General features: G+C 70.9%; 16 protein-coding genes. 1 reads left to right on the forward strand and 15 read right to left on the reverse strand.

Annotation, left to right across the window (positions count from 1 at the left end; genetic code table 11):
• Window positions 1–158 precede the first annotated feature (158 nt).
• Entirely contained in the window at window positions 159–377 is a 219-nt protein-coding gene (locus tag MUY14_RS22585; protein WP_247011628.1) for a hypothetical protein, read from the forward strand.
• A 232-nt stretch (window positions 378–609) separates the two neighbouring features.
• On the opposite strand, the gene MUY14_RS22590 is transcribed toward MUY14_RS22585, so the two are convergent.
• The 15 genes from MUY14_RS22590 to pyrR all read right to left on the reverse strand — a co-directional run bounded on the left by MUY14_RS22590 (window position 610) and on the right by pyrR (window position 17,008).
• Window positions 610–2,706 (reverse strand): primosomal protein N', encoded by a 2,097-nt coding sequence (locus tag MUY14_RS22590; protein ID WP_247011629.1) that lies wholly within the window; start codon window positions 2,704–2,706, stop codon window positions 610–612.
• A 104-nt stretch (window positions 2,707–2,810) separates the two neighbouring features.
• The gene (metK, locus tag MUY14_RS22595) at window positions 2,811–4,013 is read right to left on the reverse strand and encodes a methionine adenosyltransferase (protein WP_247025206.1); all 1,203 of its coding nucleotides are present in this window, start codon (window positions 4,011–4,013) and stop codon (window positions 2,811–2,813) included.
• A 93-nt stretch (window positions 4,014–4,106) separates the two neighbouring features.
• Complete coding sequence (gene coaBC / locus MUY14_RS22600) at window positions 4,107–5,327, reverse strand: bifunctional phosphopantothenoylcysteine decarboxylase/phosphopantothenate--cysteine ligase CoaBC (RefSeq protein WP_247011631.1); 1,221 nt, start codon at window positions 5,325–5,327, stop codon at window positions 4,107–4,109.
• Window positions 5,320–5,589 carry a DNA-directed RNA polymerase subunit omega gene (rpoZ, locus tag MUY14_RS22605; protein WP_072480291.1) on the reverse strand — a complete coding sequence of 90 codons (270 nt, stop codon included), beginning with the start codon at window positions 5,587–5,589 and terminating at the stop codon, window positions 5,320–5,322. The genes coaBC and rpoZ overlap by 8 nt, the downstream gene beginning before the upstream one ends.
• The gene (gmk, locus tag MUY14_RS22610) at window positions 5,586–6,239 is read right to left on the reverse strand and encodes a guanylate kinase (RefSeq protein ID WP_247011633.1); all 654 of its coding nucleotides are present in this window, start codon (window positions 6,237–6,239) and stop codon (window positions 5,586–5,588) included. Before gmk ends, rpoZ begins: the two co-directional genes overlap by 4 nt.
• Window positions 6,236–6,553: an integration host factor, actinobacterial type gene (mihF, locus tag MUY14_RS22615; protein WP_013224622.1), complete on the reverse strand. Its 318-nt coding sequence runs from the start codon at window positions 6,551–6,553 to the stop codon at window positions 6,236–6,238. Before mihF ends, gmk begins: the two co-directional genes overlap by 4 nt.
• A 107-nt stretch (window positions 6,554–6,660) precedes the next feature.
• On the reverse strand, window positions 6,661–7,509 hold the full coding sequence (gene pyrF / locus MUY14_RS22620; RefSeq protein ID WP_247011635.1) for an orotidine-5'-phosphate decarboxylase: 849 nt from the start codon (window positions 7,507–7,509) through the stop codon (window positions 6,661–6,663).
• Window positions 7,506–10,820, reverse strand: coding sequence for a carbamoyl-phosphate synthase large subunit (gene carB, locus MUY14_RS22625; RefSeq protein WP_247011637.1), 3,315 nt, complete (start codon window positions 10,818–10,820; stop codon window positions 7,506–7,508). The genes pyrF and carB overlap by 4 nt, the downstream gene beginning before the upstream one ends.
• Complete coding sequence (locus MUY14_RS22630) at window positions 10,820–11,431, reverse strand: DUF4276 family protein (RefSeq protein WP_247011639.1); 612 nt, start codon at window positions 11,429–11,431, stop codon at window positions 10,820–10,822. Before MUY14_RS22630 ends, carB begins: the two co-directional genes overlap by 1 nt.
• Window positions 11,428–12,585 carry an AAA family ATPase gene (locus MUY14_RS22635; protein ID WP_247011641.1) on the reverse strand — a complete coding sequence of 386 codons (1,158 nt, stop codon included), beginning with the start codon at window positions 12,583–12,585 and terminating at the stop codon, window positions 11,428–11,430. Before MUY14_RS22635 ends, MUY14_RS22630 begins: the two co-directional genes overlap by 4 nt.
• Window positions 12,582–13,703: a glutamine-hydrolyzing carbamoyl-phosphate synthase small subunit gene (gene carA, locus MUY14_RS22640; protein ID WP_247011644.1), complete on the reverse strand. Its 1,122-nt coding sequence runs from the start codon at window positions 13,701–13,703 to the stop codon at window positions 12,582–12,584. The genes MUY14_RS22635 and carA overlap by 4 nt, the downstream gene beginning before the upstream one ends.
• Complete coding sequence (locus MUY14_RS22645; protein ID WP_247011646.1) at window positions 13,700–14,194, reverse strand: transporter; 495 nt, start codon at window positions 14,192–14,194, stop codon at window positions 13,700–13,702. The genes carA and MUY14_RS22645 overlap by 4 nt, the downstream gene beginning before the upstream one ends.
• Entirely contained in the window at window positions 14,194–15,480 is a 1,287-nt protein-coding gene (locus MUY14_RS22650; protein WP_247011648.1) for a dihydroorotase, read from the reverse strand. Before MUY14_RS22650 ends, MUY14_RS22645 begins: the two co-directional genes overlap by 1 nt.
• The gene (locus tag MUY14_RS22655; protein WP_086671159.1) at window positions 15,477–16,409 is read right to left on the reverse strand and encodes an aspartate carbamoyltransferase catalytic subunit; all 933 of its coding nucleotides are present in this window, start codon (window positions 16,407–16,409) and stop codon (window positions 15,477–15,479) included. Before MUY14_RS22655 ends, MUY14_RS22650 begins: the two co-directional genes overlap by 4 nt.
• On the reverse strand, window positions 16,406–17,008 hold the full coding sequence (gene pyrR / locus MUY14_RS22660; protein ID WP_247011650.1) for a bifunctional pyr operon transcriptional regulator/uracil phosphoribosyltransferase PyrR: 603 nt from the start codon (window positions 17,006–17,008) through the stop codon (window positions 16,406–16,408). Before pyrR ends, MUY14_RS22655 begins: the two co-directional genes overlap by 4 nt.
• Window positions 17,009–17,216 lie beyond the last annotated feature (208 nt).

The raw sequence follows: 17,216 nt of genomic DNA on the forward strand, positions 1-17,216 counted from the left end.
CCGGCATCCGCCGTCCCCAGTCCGCCGGTCGTGGCACCCCGATGTGCACACCCGGCGCCCGAACGTGCACGCACCGCACGCGCAACGCTCGTTGTACCTACTCAGCCTAACAGGCGGACATCTGCTGTCAAGTCGAAGGAAATCCCATCGAACCGACAGTGAAATCCGTTGCGCGCCAAGGATTTCGTCAGCCCGGCGCGCAAATCATGCGCGATCCGAATTTCGATCACCCGACCCCGCGTGACCCGGCCCGGCCGGTCGAAGCAATCGTTTTCCAGCACTGCCACCCCAAGATCGCCGACGATCCCGACCCTACCGAGACCTTCGACGCGTCAAACCGCCGATCAGGTGACGTCGGCACCATCACATTCCACTGAGGACAGTGGAGTCAATTGTCCACAATGGACGCAGAGGTCCCCGCGGTACGGCGCCGATTCCCAGCCTGCGCGGCCCAGCCGCGGTTGTCGCCACCGCGATGCGGCCCAGCCGCGATCGTCGCCATCCACGCGCGGCCTCGGCCGCGCGGCACCGATTCCGCGCGGCAGCCGCGGGCCGGCCCGCGCCGGCGCACATTCGTGGCCCGCGCGGGATCCGCCGCGGTCGTGTCCGTCAGATGAGATCGAGGGGGTCCAGCTGGATGCGGATCGGTTCCGTCGCCTTCCGGGCGTCGCGCCGGGCCGCCGCGGCGTGGATCGAGGCCGCGAGCGCCTTTCCCTCGCTGCGGGACACCCGGACCAGCGCCCGTTCCCGCTCCACGTTGCCTTCTTCGTCCACCTCGCCCAGCGGGACCGGGCCCAGCACTTCGCCCGACTCCGGCAGCGGGAGGTCGGCCAGCAGACCGGCCACCGCGTCCGGGGTCCCCTCCACGCTCGCCATCCGCATCGACGGCGGGAAGCCCAGCTCGCGGCGTTCGGCCAGCTCCTGGCCCGCGTGCCAGGCCGGGTCCCAGCGGACCAGCGCCTGGACCACCGGTAAGCCCGCCTCGGCGCCCACGACCACGCGGCCGCCCTCGGCCGACGGGCGGACCAGTGCGGCCGCGGCCATCCAGCGGCGCAGGGTTTCCTCCCCCGCACGCAGGTCCTGGCGGCCGAGGAGGGCCCAGCCGTCGAGCAGCAGCGCCGCGCCGTAGCCGCCTTCGGCCACCGGTTCCGCTCCCGGCGTGCAGACCACCAAGGCCGGCTTGCCCGGGACCGAGGCCAGCACCTCCGCCGCGCCCGAGGTGCGGACCGGGATGCCCGGGAACGCGCGGCCGAGTTCCTCCGCCGTCCGCTTGGCGCCGACGATCACCGCCCGCAGCCGGACCGAACCGCACGCCGGGCAGCGGAACGCCGTTTCCGGGACGCCGCACCAGCGGCACGCCGGCGGCTTCGGCTGCCCGTCGATCGAGCCACCCGGCAGCGACAGGGGGCCCGCGCAGCGGCGGCAGTGCGCGGGCGTGCGGCAGTTCCCGCAGGCCAGGCCGGGGACGTATCCGCGGCGCGGTACCTGGACCAGCGTCGGGTGGCCCGCCGCGAACGCCTGGCGCGCGGCCTCGAACGCCACCGCCGGCAGGCGCGCGACCCGGGCGGCCTCGTCGCGGGCGACGTCGAAGTCCTCGCCGACCGGCGTGACGCGCGGGGCGGCCGACCGCAGCGTCGCGCGGTCGGCCAGGACCGGCTGCGCCCAGCCGGACTCGACCAGGAGCTGGGCCTCGGCCGTGCGGGCGAAGCCGCCGACCAGCAGGGACGACTTCGTCGTGTGCGCGCGGTCCATCAGCACGTCTCGCACGTGCGGGTACGGCGCGTGCTGGTCGAGGTGCAGGTCGTCGCCGTCGTCCCAGACGACGAACAGGCCGGGGTCGTGGACCGGCGCGAACATCGCCGCGCGCGTGCCGACCACCACCCGCACCGAGCCGCGCAGCACCGCCAGCCAGCGCCGGTAGCGCTCGGCGGGCCCGAGCCCGGCGATCAGCGCCACGACGGCGGCTTCGCCCAGCAGTGCGGCGCACGCGTCGTGCACGCGGGTCAGGTCGCGGTGGTCCGGCACCACCAGCACCGCGCCGCGGCCCCGCGCGGCCACGGAACCGGCGGCTTCGGCCAGCCGCCGCGGCCAGTCCTCGCCCGGCAGGGCCTGCCAGACGGCGTTCGCGGGCTTGCCCTCGGCGAGGGCCTCCAGGAACGCCGGGCCGCGCTGGTAGCGCGCCCAGGCTTCGGTGTCCGGCGCTTCCGGCGGCGCCGCGGGCGCGAGCGGCGGCTCGCCCTCGGCCTTCGCGTGGCGGGGCGGGATCGCGAGCCGCAGGACGTCCGACAGCGTGCCGCCGTAGCGGTCGGCCACCGCCCGGCACAGCGCGTGCAACGACGGCGGCAGCACCGGCTCGGGCGAGGTGACGCGGTCGAGGAAGGCCAGCTTCCGTTCGTACTCGCTGGACTCGCCGCGTTCGATCAGGTAGCCGTCGACCAGCTGGCCGGCGAACCGGACGCGCACCCGGCAGCCCGGCACGGCCGTCTCGTGCAGCTTCTCCGGCACGAGGTAGTCGAAGGTGCGGTCCAGGTGCGCCAGCGGGATGTCGACGACGATCCGCGCGACCGGCTTCTCCGGTGCGGGCTGCTGCGCGCCTTTGGCCTTCGCGCCCGGCTTCGGCGGTTTCCGGGCGCGCGAGGGCGCCGCCTTCGGCGAAGACGGCTTCTCCGGGAGCTCCCAGAGAGCGGCGGGCTCGGAACTACTCACCCCGAGATCTCTACCAGACCCCTCCGACAGGCCCGACCCCGAACGCCGCGAAGGGCACCCTCGTGGCCGTCAAGACCTCGAGGGTGCCCTTCACGGCAACCGGATCAGGCGCCCGCGGCGGCCTTCAGCGCCTCGGCGCGGGCCGTGCTCTCCCAGGGGAGGCCCAGCTCGGGACGGCCGAAGTGGCCGTACGCCGCGGTCGGGGCGTAGATCGGGCGCAGCAGGTCGAGGTCGCGGATGATCGCCGCCGGCCGGAGGTCGAAGACCTCGGTGATGGCCTGCTGGATCTTCGACGGGTCGACCGTCTCGGTCCCGAACGTCTCGACGAACAGGCCGACCGGGGCCGCCTTGCCGATCGCGTACGCGACCTGGACCTCGGTGCGCGACGCCAGCCCGGCGGCGACGACGTTCTTGGCCACCCAGCGCATCGCGTACGCGGCGGAGCGGTCGACCTTGGACGGGTCCTTGCCGGAGAACGCGCCACCACCGTGGCGGGCCATGCCGCCGTAGGTGTCGACGATGATCTTGCGGCCGGTCAGGCCGGCGTCGCCCATCGGGCCGCCGATGACGAACCGGCCGGTCGGGTTGACCAGCAGGCGCGCGCTCGCCGTGTCGATGCCCAGGCCTTCGAGCTCGGGGCCGACCACGTGCTCCTTGACGTCGACGCTGAGCATCCGCTCGAGGTCGATGCCGTCGGCGTGCTGCGAGGACACGACGACCGTGTCGAGGCGGACCGGCTGGTCACCGGCGTACTCGATGGTCACCTGGGTCTTGCCGTCCGGGCGCAGGTACGGCAGCACGCCGTCCTTGCGGACCGCGGTCAGGCGCTTGGAGAGGCGGTGGGCCAGCGCGATCGGCAGCGGCATCAGCTCGGGGGTGTCCGAGCAGGCGTAGCCGAACATCAGGCCCTGGTCGCCGGCGCCCTGGCGGTTGATCTCGTCCTCGTCGGACTCGACCCGCGACTCGTACGCGGTGTCGACGCCCTGGGCGATGTCGGGCGACTGCGAGCCGATCGCGACGTTGACGCCGCAGGAGTTGCCGTCGAACCCCTTGGCGGAGGAGTCGTAGCCGATCTTCAGGATGACGTCGCGGACGATCGTGGGGATGTCGGCGTAGGCCTCGGTCGTCACCTCGCCGGCCACGTGCACCTGGCCGGTGGTGATCAGGGTCTCGACCGCGACGCGGCTGCGCGGGTCCTTCGACAGGAGACCGTCGAGGATCGAGTCGCTGATGGCGTCGCAAATCTTGTCGGGGTGCCCTTCGGTCACCGACTCCGAGGTGAACAATCTGCTGCTAGACGCGGTCACGGTGGCCGTCACTTCCTCACCTAGACGTCGGATGCCCGGAAAGTTAGGCACCCCTTACCAGTGCAAGCGTACTGACTATCGCTCTAGGGACGGTCAACGCTTCATGAAGCTCACAACAGCGTCCCACACCATGGACGCCAGTTCCGCTTTCTGCACGAGAGGTAGGGGTTTTTCAGTGGAATCTGCCCCTAGGAGCCAGCCCGAGTTGTCCTCGGTGCCGAACGCCTTGCCGTCGCCGACCGCGTTGACGACCAGCAGGTCGGCGCCCTTGCGCTTGAGCTTCGCACGGGCGTGGTCGAGGACGCTGCCGTGCTCGTCGCCGGTTTCCGCGGCGAACCCGACGACGACCTGGCCGGGACGCCGGTTCTGCACCAGTTCGGCCAGGATGTCCGCGTTGCGGTCCAGGGTGATGACCGGGTCCGGCTGGTCGTCGGACTTCTTGATCTTGACGTCGGCCCGGTTCGCCGGCCGGAAGTCGGCGACCGCGGCGGCCATCACGACGACGTCCGCGGAGTGGGACGCGGCGTGCACCGCCTGCCGCAGCTCCTCGGCGGTCGACACGTGCTGCACGGTCGCGCCCGCCGGGTCCGGCAGCGCGACGGTGTGCGCGGTGACCAGGGTGACGTCGGCGCCGCGCTGGGCGGCGACGCGGGCCAGCGCGTAGCCCTGCTTGCCCGACGAGCGGTTGCCCAGGTAGCGGACCGGGTCGAGCGGCTCGCGCGTGCCGCCCGCGGACACCACGACGCGGACCCCTTCGAGGTCGCGCGGGAGGGCGTCGGGGCGGGCCAGCAGCAGCTTGGCGAGGTCGACGATCTCGGCCGGGTTCGCCAGCCGGCCCTTGCCGGTGTCGACGCCGGTCAGCCGGCCCGCGTCGGGCTCGGTGACGATCGTGCCGCGCGAGCGCAGCAGGGCGACGTTGGCGCGGGTCGCGGGGTGCTCCCACATCTCCGTGTGCATCGCCGGGAAGAAGGCGACCGGGCACCGGGCGGTGAGCAGGGTGTTCGTCAGCAGGTCGTCCGCGAGGCCGTGCGCGGCCTTGGCGAGCAGGTTCGCCGTGGCCGGGACGACCAGGACGAGGTCGGCTTCCTTGCCGACGCGGACGTGCTGCACCTCGGGGACCTCGGTGAACACGCCGGTGTGCACCGGGTGCCCCGAGAGGGCCTCGAAGGTCGCCGCGCCGACGAAGTTCAGCGCGGCTTCGGTGGGGACCACGCGGACGTCGTGACCGGATTCGGTCAGCCCGCGCAGCACCTCACAGGCCTTGTAGGCGGCGATGCCGCCGCCCACGCCCAGGACGACGCGGGGTTTACTCACCCTCGGTGTGCTCGAGCAGGCCGCCGTGGATCTCGCGCAGCGCGATCGAGAGCGGCTTCTCGCGCGGGCCCGGCTCGACGAGCGGGCCGACGTACTCGAGGAGACCCTCGCCCAGCTGGGCGTAGTAGTCGTTGATCTGGCGGGCGCGCTTGGCCGAGTAGATCACCAGCGCGTACTTCGAGCTGACCTTTTCGAGCAGGTCGTCGATCGGGGGGTTGGTGATGCCCTCGAGCTCTTCGGTCAAGGCTACCTGGCTGGTCACGCGTGGTGCTCCGCATCTTCGGAAGACTGATCGGTTATCAAGTTTAGCAAGTGCTCCGCGGCCTCCCGCACGTCGGCGTTGACAACGCGGTGGTCGAACTCCCCCGCGGCCGCCAGTTCGCGCTCCGCTTCGGCCAGCCGGGCCTGCACGGCGGCCTCGTTTTCGGTGCCGCGCCCGGTGAGCCTGCCGACCAGTTCTTCCCAGGACGGCGGCATCAGCATCACCAGCCGGGCCTCCGGCATCGCCGCGCGGACCTGCCGGGCGCCCTGAAGCTCGATCTCCAGGATCGCCGGGCGGCCCTCGGCGAGGGCCTTCTCGACCGGTTCGCGGGGGGTGCCGTAGCAGTTGCCGGTGAACTCGGCCCACTCCAGGAGCCTGCCTTCGGCGACCATCGCGTCGAACTCGGCGCGGTCGACGAAGTGGTAGTGCGCGCCCTCGACTTCGCCGGGGCGGGGCTTGCGCGTGGTCACCGAGACGCTGAAGTAGAGATCGGGCTCCAGCTTCCGCAGCTCGCCCACCACGCTCGACTTCCCGACCCCCGAAGGCCCCGATACGACGGTGAGCCGGTGCCGGGGGAGGTCCCCCGTCACCGGCTCACTGCCGCGGTCGGCGCCCCGGTTCACCGGGTAGTCACGACCGGCGCCGTTCACTCGCCGCTGAACTCGGCCAGCAGCGCCTTGCGCTGCCGGTCGCCGAGGCCGCGGAGACGACGGCTGGGGGCGATCTCCAGTCGTTCCATGGTCTGCTGTGCGCGGACCTTGCCGACGCCCGGGAGGGCCTCGAGCAGAGCCGAAACCTTCATCTTGCCGAGGACTTCGTTCTCCTCGGCCTGCTTCAGCACGTCGACCAGAGTGGTACCGCCCCGCTTCAGCCGCTCCTTCAGCTCAGCACGGATCTTGCGAGCGGCGGCGGCCTTCTCCAGCGCCGCAGCGCGCTGTTCCTCTGTCAGCTGGGGAAGTGCCACGTTTTCCTCCGGTAGTTCTCAAATCTGGGTGGGTGACGCGACGGTACCCACCCGTGAGCACCGGCCACAATGCGGGGGTGCCTGGTGGGACCCGGTTCCTGGCCCTGCTATTGGCCGTTTTCCTGCGGGTCGGCCAGCACTTCGGCGACCCGTTCGACCGCTTGGCGCAAAGCCTGTTGCTCCGGACCGTGCTTCAGGATGTCGCGGGACGACGCGGGCAGCACACCCGGCAGCGACGGGCCGAAAAGGGCCTTCAAATCGGCCGCAGTGGCTCCCTGGGCCCCGAAACCGGGTGCCAGCACCGGACCGTTCAGCCGCGAGAGATCGAGTTCCCCCGGCGAAACGGTGGCTCCGACGACCACGCCGACATCGCCGAGCGGTTCCGCTCCGTCGTTGAGCGCCGCCGCGGAGTCGACGATCGCCTGCGCCACCGTGCGCCCGTCCGGCAGCTTCGCGTTCTGCACCGAAGCCGCTTCGGGGTTCGAAGTTCGCGCAAGCACGAAGATGCCGCGCCCCGCCGAGACCGCCGTGGCGGCGCACTGCTCCAGCGAGCCGAACCCGAGGTACGGCGAAACGGTGATGGCGTCGGCCGCGATCGCGGCGCCGTCGGCGACGTATGCCGCGGTGTACGCCGCCATCGTGGAGCCGATGTCGCCGCGCTTGACGTCCAAGAGCACCAGCGCGCCCGCGTCCCGGGCGGTTTCCACCACCCGTTCCAGTACGCTGACACCCGCGGCCCCGAAACTTTCGAAGAACGCCGACTGCGGCTTCACGATCGCCGTGCGGGCCGCCAGGACCTCCGTGGCGGACAGCGCGAACCGTTCCAGGCCCGAAGCGTCCACCGGGAGCCCCCAGGCCTCGAGGAGGCCCGGGTGGGGGTCGATGCCGGCGCACAGCGGGCCGCGGGCCGCGACGGCCTTGGCCAGCCGCGCCCCGAACCGCTCCCCCGCCGTCACGACTTCGCCTTCAGCGCCGCCTGCAGCTCCTGCAGCGACTTGACCCCGATGTCGCCCCGGATCAGCGCCTCGATGCCGTGCACGGCCGCCGCGGCGCCCTGCACGGTCGTCACGCACGGGATGTCGCGCGACACCGCGGCGGTGCGGATTTCGTAGCCGTCGACGCGCGGACCGCTGTTGCCGTACGGGGTGTTGATCACCATGTCGACTTCGCCCGCGAGGATGACGTCCACGATGTTCGGCTCGGCTTCGGTCGAGCCCTCGTAGTGCTTGCGCACTACGGTGCACGCGACCCCGTTGCGCCGCAGCACTTCCGCGGTGCCGGACGTGGCGAGGATCTCGAAACCGAGGTCCGCCAGCCGCTTCACCGGGAACACCAGCGAGCGCTTGTCGCGGTTGGCGACCGAGACGAACACGCGCCCGGACGTCGGCAGCGAGCCGTACGCGCCGCTCTGCGACTTGGCGAACGCCTTGCCGAAGGAGACGTCGACGCCCATCACCTCGCCGGTGGATTTCATCTCCGGGCCCAGCAAGGAATCCACGCCGTGGCCCTCGGGGGTGCGGAAGCGGTGGAAGGGCAGGACCGCTTCCTTGACCGCGACCGGCGAGTCGGCGGGCATCTGCCCGCCGTCGCCCTCGGCCGGCAGGACCCCGCTGCGGCGCAGGTCCTTGATCGTCGAGCCGGTCATGACGAGCGCGGCCGCCTTCGCCAGCGGCACCGCCGTCGCCTTGGACACGAACGGCACCGTCCGCGACGCGCGCGGGTTGGCCTCCAGGACGTACAGGACGTCGTCCTTGAGCGCGTACTGGACGTTCAGGAGCCCGCGGACGCCGACGCCCCGCGCGATCGCCTCGGTGGAGCGGCGGACGGCCTGCAGGTCGGTGTGCCCGAGCGTGATCGGCGGCAGCGCGCACGAAGAGTCACCGGAGTGGATCCCGGCTTCCTCGATGTGCTCCATGACGCCGCCGAGGTAGAGCTCCTCGCCGTCGAACAGCGCGTCGACGTCGATTTCGATGGCGTCGTCGAGGAAGCGGTCGACGAGCACCGGGTGCTCCGGGGTGATCTCCGTGGCGCGGCCGATGTAGCCGGCCAGGGTCTCCTCGTCGTAGACGATTTCCATGCCGCGCCCGCCGAGGACGTACGACGGCCGGACGAGCACCGGGTAGCCGATCTCGTCGGCGATCCGCTTGGCGCCCTCGAAGGACGTCGCCGTGCCGTAGCGCGGCGCGGGCAGGCCGGCGTCGGTGAGCACCTCGCCGAACGCGCCGCGGTCCTCGGCCAGGTGGATGGCCTCGGGCGGCGTCCCGACCACCGGGACACCGGCGTCGGCGAGCTTCTTGGCCAGCCCCAGCGGGGTCTGCCCGCCGAGCTGGACGATGACGCCGGCGACCGTGCCGGACGCCTGCTCGGCGTGCACGACCTCGAGGACGTCCTCGAAGGACAGCGGCTCGAAGTACAGCCGGTCCGAGGTGTCGTAGTCGGTGGACACGGTTTCCGGGTTGCAGTTGACCATGACGGCCTCGAACCCGGCTTCCCGCAACGCGATCGCCGCGTGCACGCAGGAGTAGTCGAACTCGATGCCCTGGCCGATCCGGTTCGGGCCCGAGCCGAGGATGAGCACCTTCGGCTTGTCGCTCTGCACGGCCACTTCGGACGGTGCGTCGGGGTCGGACTCGTAGGCCGAGTAGTGGTACGGCGTCTTGGCGGCGAACTCGGCCGCGCAGGTGTCGACGGTCTTGAAGACCGGCCGCACGCCGAGGCGGTGCCGCAGCGCGCGGACACCGTCCTCGCCGGCCAGTTCCGGCCGCAGCGCGGCGATCTGGCGGTCCGACAGCCCGGTGCGCTTGGCGCGGCGCAGCAGGTCGCCGTCGAGGACGGGTGCGTCGCGCACCTCGGCGCCGACCTCGCCGATGAGGGCGATCTGGTCGACGAACCACGGGTCGATGCCGCTCGCTTCGTGCACCTGCTGGACGCTGGCGCCCAGCCGCAGCGCGCGTTCCACTTCGTACAGCCGGCCTTCGTGCGGCGTGCGCAGAGAGTCCAAAGTGGACTCCACGGTGGCACCTTCGGGGTCGGGCAGCGTCCAGAAGCCGGTCGCCTTGGTCTCGATCGACCGCATCGCCTTGCCGAGCGCCTCGGGGAAGCTGCGCCCGAACGACATCGCCTCGCCGACGCTCTTCATCGTCGTGGTCAGCGTCGGGTCCGCGCCCGGGAACTTCTCGAAGGCGAACCGCGGGATCTTCACGACGACGTAGTCCAAAGTGGGCTCGAACGCCGCCGGCGTCTCGCCGGTGATGTCGTTCTGGATCTCGTCGAGGGTGTAGCCGATGGCGAGCTTCGCGGCGATCTTGGCGATCGGGAAGCCGGTGGCTTTACTCGCGAGGGCGCTGCTTCGCGACACCCGCGGGTTCATCTCGATGACGACCATCCGGCCGTCTTCGGGGTTGATCGCGAACTGGATGTTGCAGCCACCGGTGTCGACGCCGACCTCGCGCAGCACGGCGATGCCGACGTCGCGCATCACCTGGTACTCGCGGTCGGTGAGCGTCATGGTCGGCGCCACGGTGACCGAGTCGCCGGTGTGCACGCCCATCGCGTCGACGTTTTCGATCGAGCAGACGACCACGACGTTGTCGTGCTTGTCGCGCATCAGCTCGAGCTCGTACTCCTTCCAGCCGAGCACGCTCTCCTCGATGAGCACCTCGGTGACCGGGGATTCGGTGAGCCCGGTGGAGGCGAGCCGCTCGAGGTCTTCGGGCGTGTGCGCCATGCCGGACCCGAGCCCGCCCATGGTGAACGACGGCCGGATGACGACCGGCAGGCCGAGTTCCTTGACGGTGTCCCGGACCTCGGCCATGTCGTGGCAGACCCGGCTGCGCGGGACCTCGGCGCCGATGGTGCGCACGATGTCCTTGAACTTCTGCCGGTCCTCACCACGCTGGATGGCGTCGATGTCGGCCCCGATCAGCTCGACGCCGTACTTGTCGAGCACCCCGCGCTCGTGCAGCGCGACGGCGCAGTTGAGCGCGGTCTGCCCCCCGAGGGTGGCGAGGATCGCGTCGGGCCGTTCGGCGGCGATGACCTTCTCGACGAAGTCCGGCGTCACCGGCTCGATGTAGGTCGCGTCGGCGAACTCGGGGTCGGTCATGATGGTGGCCGGGTTCGAGTTCACCAGGGAAACGCGCAAGCCTTCGCTGCGCAGCACCCGGCAGGCCTGGGTCCCGGAGTAGTCGAACTCCGCGGCCTGCCCGATCACGATCGGCCCGGAGCCGATCACCAGCACGTGCTGGATGTCCGTCCTCTTCGGCATCAGTTTCCTTCTTTCACCAGGCGCCGCAGACCGTCGCGGAAGACCTGGAAGCTTTTGGATCGGTTGTTCTCGATGTCCATGTGGGGCGCGATCTCGCTCGCCGCCCGGACCTTCTGGAGGCCCTTCCGGTGGTAGCCGTGCTTCTGCAGCACGCGCTCCAGTCCTTCCCAAGTACCGCCGGGAACGTTCTCCGGATCACGGAACTTGGTCTGGCTCCCCAAGCTCGGAGGCACCTTGGGGTAGGCCGCGTGCAGCGCGGGCACGTCGCCGAGGAACCAAGCCTCAAGCTCTTCGATCACGATGCGGAACAACGTCGCTTCGGCGGGCAGTCCGGCTTCGCGCGCGATCTCGACCAGACGACTCTTGAGTCCGGCGCAGTCATCGTCGTCCCGGTCGAGCAGAACGACGATCCGCAAGCCTGTCTCGGCCCAGTAGTACGTGTAGTCCCGGAGCCGGACGGGCAGCTTGCGCAGCAGATCGGTCTTGCCGTTGAAGGGAACGATCCGGAAGCCCACGCCGGGAACGATCTTCGGGAGGAGCGTCTTCAACGCCTCTTCCGCGGACGGTTCCTCGACGAGCACATCGAGGCGGCAGGGAGCGAGCACGGTCACGGGCGCTCCCCGAGCGGGTCACCGAACCGGAAGTACCCCTCGGTCCACAGGTCGCCGAGCGCCCCTCCGGATTCGACCATGCGGACGACCGGCGCTTCCTCGGAAGCCCGCTTGGTTTCGGCGTAGCCGTCGCGGCTCCGGGCGAACGTCCAGACCTCGTCCGGTCGCAGAGCGTCGACGAAGCGGGGCGCGTGGGTCGCGACGATCACCTGGTCGGCTCGTGCGCCGCGGGCGTCCTCGGCGAGCGGGTAGTGGAGCCGCGGGTGGACCTGGTTCTCCGGTTCTTCGAGCAGGAGAACCGATGTGTCCGTGCGCAACGCCACCAGGTAGCCAAGCAGGAGCAGCGTGCCGTCGGAGATGTTCTCCGGGGCGACGAGGTCTTCCTTGCCCTGTTCGCGCAGGCGGACGATCCAGTCTCCGTTGCCCTGCCGCAGGGGCTCGATGTCATCGAAACCCGGGACGTATTTCTGCAGCGAAGCGCGGATGTCTTCCCATTCTCGCGGGAGCTCCTCACGGATACGCCGGACAACGGCTCCTACGTTCCGGCCATCCGGCTCGAGCCGAGTCGTTTTGTCACCCTTCGCACCTTTGCGCATCGCGTCAAGGTTCAGGTCCGAAAGGCGGATTTCGGTGATGAACCGGTTGAACTTGCCGACTCCGGGGTTGGAGACCAGCTGGCTCATCACACTCACTCCGAGACCGTCAGGGCTGGACAGCTCGAAGTTCTCCCACCCACCAGAACGCGCGACTTTCCCTTTGCCTCGCTGGAGGTGCAACACATCGGAGTGAGCCTCGGCACCGTCGGGTTGCCAAGTCAGGTTCTCCTCGGCCACCACCGGCCGGTCGTCATCGTGCTCGATGACGAGCCGGTACGCACCCACCGCACCTTCGATGCGGCAGGTCACCTCGATCTCGACCGGCCCGGCCGCGCCGTGGGTGACGATGTCGGCGGCACCTCCGCGCTCGTTCCACGCCGGACGCAGCCCGATCCGGAACGACTCGGAGAGGAAGTCCAGCGCGTGGAACACGGTGGACTTGCCACTCCCGTTCGGCCCGAGCAGCGCCGTCACCGGCGTCAGACCGTTCAGCTCGACGTCCCGGAGCACCCGGTAGTTCCGGATCCGGAGCCGCTCGATGCCGGTCGTGAGGGTCACGACCGCTTCTCCATGAGCGAAACGAAATCGTCGAACAGGGGGGCCGCGTCGTGCGGGCCGGCCGCGGCTTCGGGGTGGTACTGGACCGAGAACGCCGGGACGTCGAACGCCCGCAGGCCCTCGACCGCGCCGTCGTTCGCGCAGTAGTGGCTGACCTGGGCCGCGCCGAAGGGTGACTCGAAGCGCTGCCCCGGCTCGCCTTCGAGGGCGAAGCCGTGGTTCTGCGCCGTGATCGCCACGGACTTCGTGGCGACGTCGATCACCGGGATGTTGATGCCGCGGTGGCCGTAGCGCATCTTGTACGTCCCGAGGCCGAGGGCGCGGCCGAGGACCTGGTTGCCGAAGCAGATGCCGAACAGCGGGATCTCGCGGCCCAGGACCTGCTTGGTCAGCTCGGTGGCGTGCGTCGTCGTGGCCGGGTCGCCCGGGCCGTTGGACAGGAACACGCCGTCCGGCTCGATCGCCAGCAGCTCGTCCAAAGTCGACGTCGAAGGCAGCACGTGCACCTCGATGCCGCGCTTGACCATCTGCCGCGGGGTGTTGGACTTGATGCCCAGGTCCAGCGCGACCACGCGGAAGCGAACATCTCCGGACGGCGAGACCACGTACGGCTTCGGCGTGGTGACCTGGCCGGCCAGGTCGGCGCCCGCCATCTTCGGGCCGGCGAGCACCGAAGCGACCATCTCGTCGACCGTGCCCAGCGCGTCGCCGGAGAAGACCCCGGCGCGCATCGCGCCGGCCTCGCGCAGGTGGCGCGTCAGCGACCGCGTGTCCACCTCGGCTATGCCGACCACGCCCTGACGGACCAGTTCCTCGTCCAGCGTGCGCTTCGAGCGCCAGTTGGACGGCGTGCGGGCCGGGTCGCGCACGACGTAGCCGTTGACCCAGATCTTCGAGGACTCGTCGTCCTCGTCGTTCCAGCCGGTGTTGCCGATCTGCGGCGCGGTCTGCACCACGATCTGCCCGTGGTAGGACGGGTCGGTCAGCGTCTCCTGGTAGCCGGTCATGCCGGTGCAGAACACCGCCTCGCCGAGGGTCCGCCCCCGCGCGCCGTAGGCAGCGCCGCGGAACACCCGGCCGTCTTCGAGCACCAGTGCGGCCTGAGCGCGCGCGTTCACTGGGCACCTCCCTTGATCTTGAGCTGTTCGATCCACTGTGGATAGTCGTCGAGGTCGTCGCCGCGGAAGCCGGTGTCGACCTCGGTTTCGCCGGCCCGCCAGGTGAGGACGAGCAGCGCGTCCGTGCCCATCACCTTCCCGGCGATCTTCGCGTCGCGCCGGACCCCGGTGACCGCGTCGCGCGGGATCCAGAAGTCGGGCGCGCCGCCGCGTTCGACCGCGACGCCGCCGTCGTGCAGCCGCAGGACCGCGCCGGTGCGCAGGCCCGCGCCGCGGGTGACGACCCGGTTCTGCCACTCCCCCGCGAACGTCGTGGCGACGTAGACGCCGGTGGACTCCAGCAGGACGTCACCCGGCTCCTCGGGAATGGCGGGGAACGGCGGCACCTGCACGCTCTGCGCGCGCGCCTTGCGCCGCCAGCCCACGTACATGCCCCACAGGCAGAGCAGGAAGAAGGCGGCGATCGCCAGCACCAGCCAAAGGCGTTCCATCAGCAGACCTTCCCGTCCCGCGCCGTCAGCCGCCCGCGCAGCAGCGTCGCGGTCACCACACCGGGGAGCCGCATTCCCTCGTACGGGGTGTTGGCGGCGATGCTGGCCAGCTCCGCGCCCCGGACCGTCCACTCCGCGTCCGGGTCGACCAGCGTCAGGTTCGCCGGCTCGCCGACCTCGATCGGGCGGCCCTGGCCGGCCAGGTTCCCGATCTCGGCGGGCCGCTCGCTCATCACGCGGGCGACGCCGCGCCAGTCGAGCAGGCCGGTGCGGACCATGGTCTCGGCCACGATGGACAGTGCGGTCTGCAGCCCGAGCATGCCCGGCCGGGCCGCGCTCCACTCGGTGTCCTTGTCCTGCACGGCGTGCGGCGCGTGGTCGGTGGCGACGCAGTCGATGGTCCCGTCGGCCAGCGCGGCCCGCAGCCGCGCGGTGTCTGATTGGGTGCGCAGCGGCGGGTTCACCTTGTTGACCGGGTCGTAGGTGGCCAGGCGCTCGTCGGTCAGCAGCAGGTGGTGCGGCGTGACCTCGGCGGACACCTTCGTGCCGCGGTCCTTCGCCCAGCGCAGCACGTCCGCGGTGCCCGAAGTGGACACGTGGCAGACGTGCAGCCGCGCGTTCGCGTGCCGCGCCAGGAGGCAGTCCCGGGCCACGATGGACTCTTCCGCCGCGGCGGGCCAGCCGGTGTAGCCGAGCCGGGCCGCACGCTCGCCTTCGTGCGCCTGGGCGCCGACGGTCAGCCGCGGCTCTTCGGCGTGCTGCGCGATGACGACGTCCAGCGCGGTCGAGTACTCCAGCGCCCGGCGCATGAGCAGCGGGTCGGCGACGCAGAGGCCGTCGTCGGAGAACACCTTCACCCGCGCCTGCGAGTTCGCCATCGTGCCCAGCTCGGCGAGCTTCTCGCCCTTGAGCCCGACGGTGACCGCGCCGACCGGGTGGACGTCGACCAGGCCGACCTCCTGCCCGCGCCGCCACACGTGGTCGACGATCACGGCGTTGTCGGCGACCGGGTCGGTGTTGGCCATGGCGAACACGGCGGTGTAGCCGCCGAGCGCCGCCGCGGCCGAGCCGGTCTCGATCGTCTCGGTGTCTTCGCGGCCCGGTTCGCGCAGGTGGGTGTGCAGGTCGACGAAGCCGGGGAGCAGCACCTGGCCGTCCGCTTCGATGATTTCGGCGTCTTCGGGGACGTCGACGGCGCCGATCGCGGTGATCACGCCGTCCTCGATCAGGACGTCGACCGGGTCACCCTCCCCGTAGGGGCGGGCGCCCTTGATCAGGGTGCTCACGCGGCGGCTCCTTCACTGGCCAGCAGGTGGTAGAGGACCGCCATGCGCACGTGGACGCCGTTGCGGACCTGTTCGGTGATGGCCGAGGCCGGGGAGTCGGCGACCGCGCTCGCGATCTCCATCCCGCGCAGCATCGGGCCGGGGTGCAGCACGACCGCGTGCTCCGGCAGCAGCTTCTGCCGCTTTTCCGAGAGGCCGTAGGCGATCGAATACTCGCGGGCGCTCGGGAAGAACCCGCCGTGCATGCGTTCCGCTTGGACCCGCAGCATCATCACCGCGTCGACCGCGGGCAGCTCGGCGTCCAGGTCGTGCGAAACGGTCACCGGAAGGCTTTCCACGCCGTAAGGCAACAATGTCGGCGGCGCGACGAGCACCACCTCCGCGCCGAGCGCGGAGAGCAGGTGGATGTTCGAGCGGGCGACGCGGCTGTGCAGGACGTCCCCGACGATCGCGATCCGGCGGTCCTTCAGCGAACCCAAGCGCTCCCGCAGGGTCGCCGCGTCGAGCAGCGCCTGCGTCGGGTGCTCGTGAGTGCCGTCACCGGCGTTCACCACCGACGTGCCGGGCTCGGCCAGCCACTCCGAGAGCCGCTGGGCGGCGCCGCTGGCGGGGTGCCGGACGATCACGCAGTCGGCGCCCGCGGCGGCCAGCGTCAACGCCGTGTCCCGCAGGGATTCGCCCTTGTTGACCGACGAGCTGGACGCGGAGACGTTGATCACGTCGGCGCTCATCCACTTCCCGGCGATCTCGAACGAGACCCGCGTGCGCGTCGAGTTTTCGTAGAACAGGGTGATCACCGTGCGGCCGCGCAGCGTCGGCAGCTTCTTGACCTCGCGGCCGAGCAGCGTGTGCTTCAGCTCGTCGGCGGTGTCGAGCACGGCGGTGGCCAGCGCCGGGTCCAGCCCGTCGGTGGCGAGCAGGTGCTTCAAGACTCTTCTCCCGGTGCTTCCGCCGCGGCGCGGAGCAGCACCGCGTCGCGGCCGTCGATCTCGGCCAGCAGGACGGACACGCCCTCGGTGCGCGCGGTCGGCACGTTCTTGCCCACGTAGTCGGCGCGGATCGGCAGCTCGCGGTGACCACGGTCGACCAGCACGGCCAGCTGCACCGCGCGGGGGCGGCCGTGATCACGGAGGGCATCGAGCGCGGCACGGATGGTGCGGCCGGAGAAGAGGACGTCGTCGACCAGGATCACCACCCGGTCGTCGATGCCGTCGGCGGGCAGCTGCGTCTGTTCGAGCGCGCGCGGCGGGCGGCGGCGGAGGTCGTCCCGGTAGAGGGTGACGTCGAGGGCGCCGGTCGGCGGACGGACCCCGGAGAACTCGCCGATCTTGTCGGCCAGCCGGACGGCGAGCGGGCTGCCGCGGGACGGGATCCCGAGCAACACGGGCGGGGTAGTGCTCTCCGCACCGTTCGCGGTCTTTTCGATGACCTGATGGGCCATTCGGGCGATCGTGCGCGCGACATCGCCGGCCGTCAGGAGCTCGCGCTCCCCGGCCGAACCAGCCGCGCCACGCGGACGTGACGACACTTCGGACTCCTTCCCCGCCTCACCGGACGGGTCCTTAAAGGACGTCTGTTCCCCTGCTGGTCGGGGCTTTCGCACCGACAGTAGCAGGCACTTTGCTCAGTCTTCCGGGTGGTGTGGCGTGATTCGCGGCAAGCTTCTGCTTGACCTGGTGACAACAATGCGTAACCATTACTCTGAGTATTCGACTCAGCGAGTCCCCTGGACCGGT

The organism is Amycolatopsis sp. FBCC-B4732, assembly GCF_023008405.1.
Taxonomy (GTDB): Bacteria; Actinomycetota; Actinomycetes; order Mycobacteriales; family Pseudonocardiaceae; genus Amycolatopsis; species Amycolatopsis pretoriensis_A.

What these genes read in the sequence shown, in the direction of transcription:
- carB (WP_247011637.1), bottom strand. Translation starts at nt 10,820, where the DNA reads ATGCCGAAGAGGACGGACATCCAGCACGTGCTGGTGATCGGCTCCGGG.
- MUY14_RS22645 (WP_247011646.1), bottom strand. Translation starts at nt 14,194, where the DNA reads ATGGAACGCCTTTGGCTGGTGCTGGCGATCGCCGCCTTCTTCCTGCTC.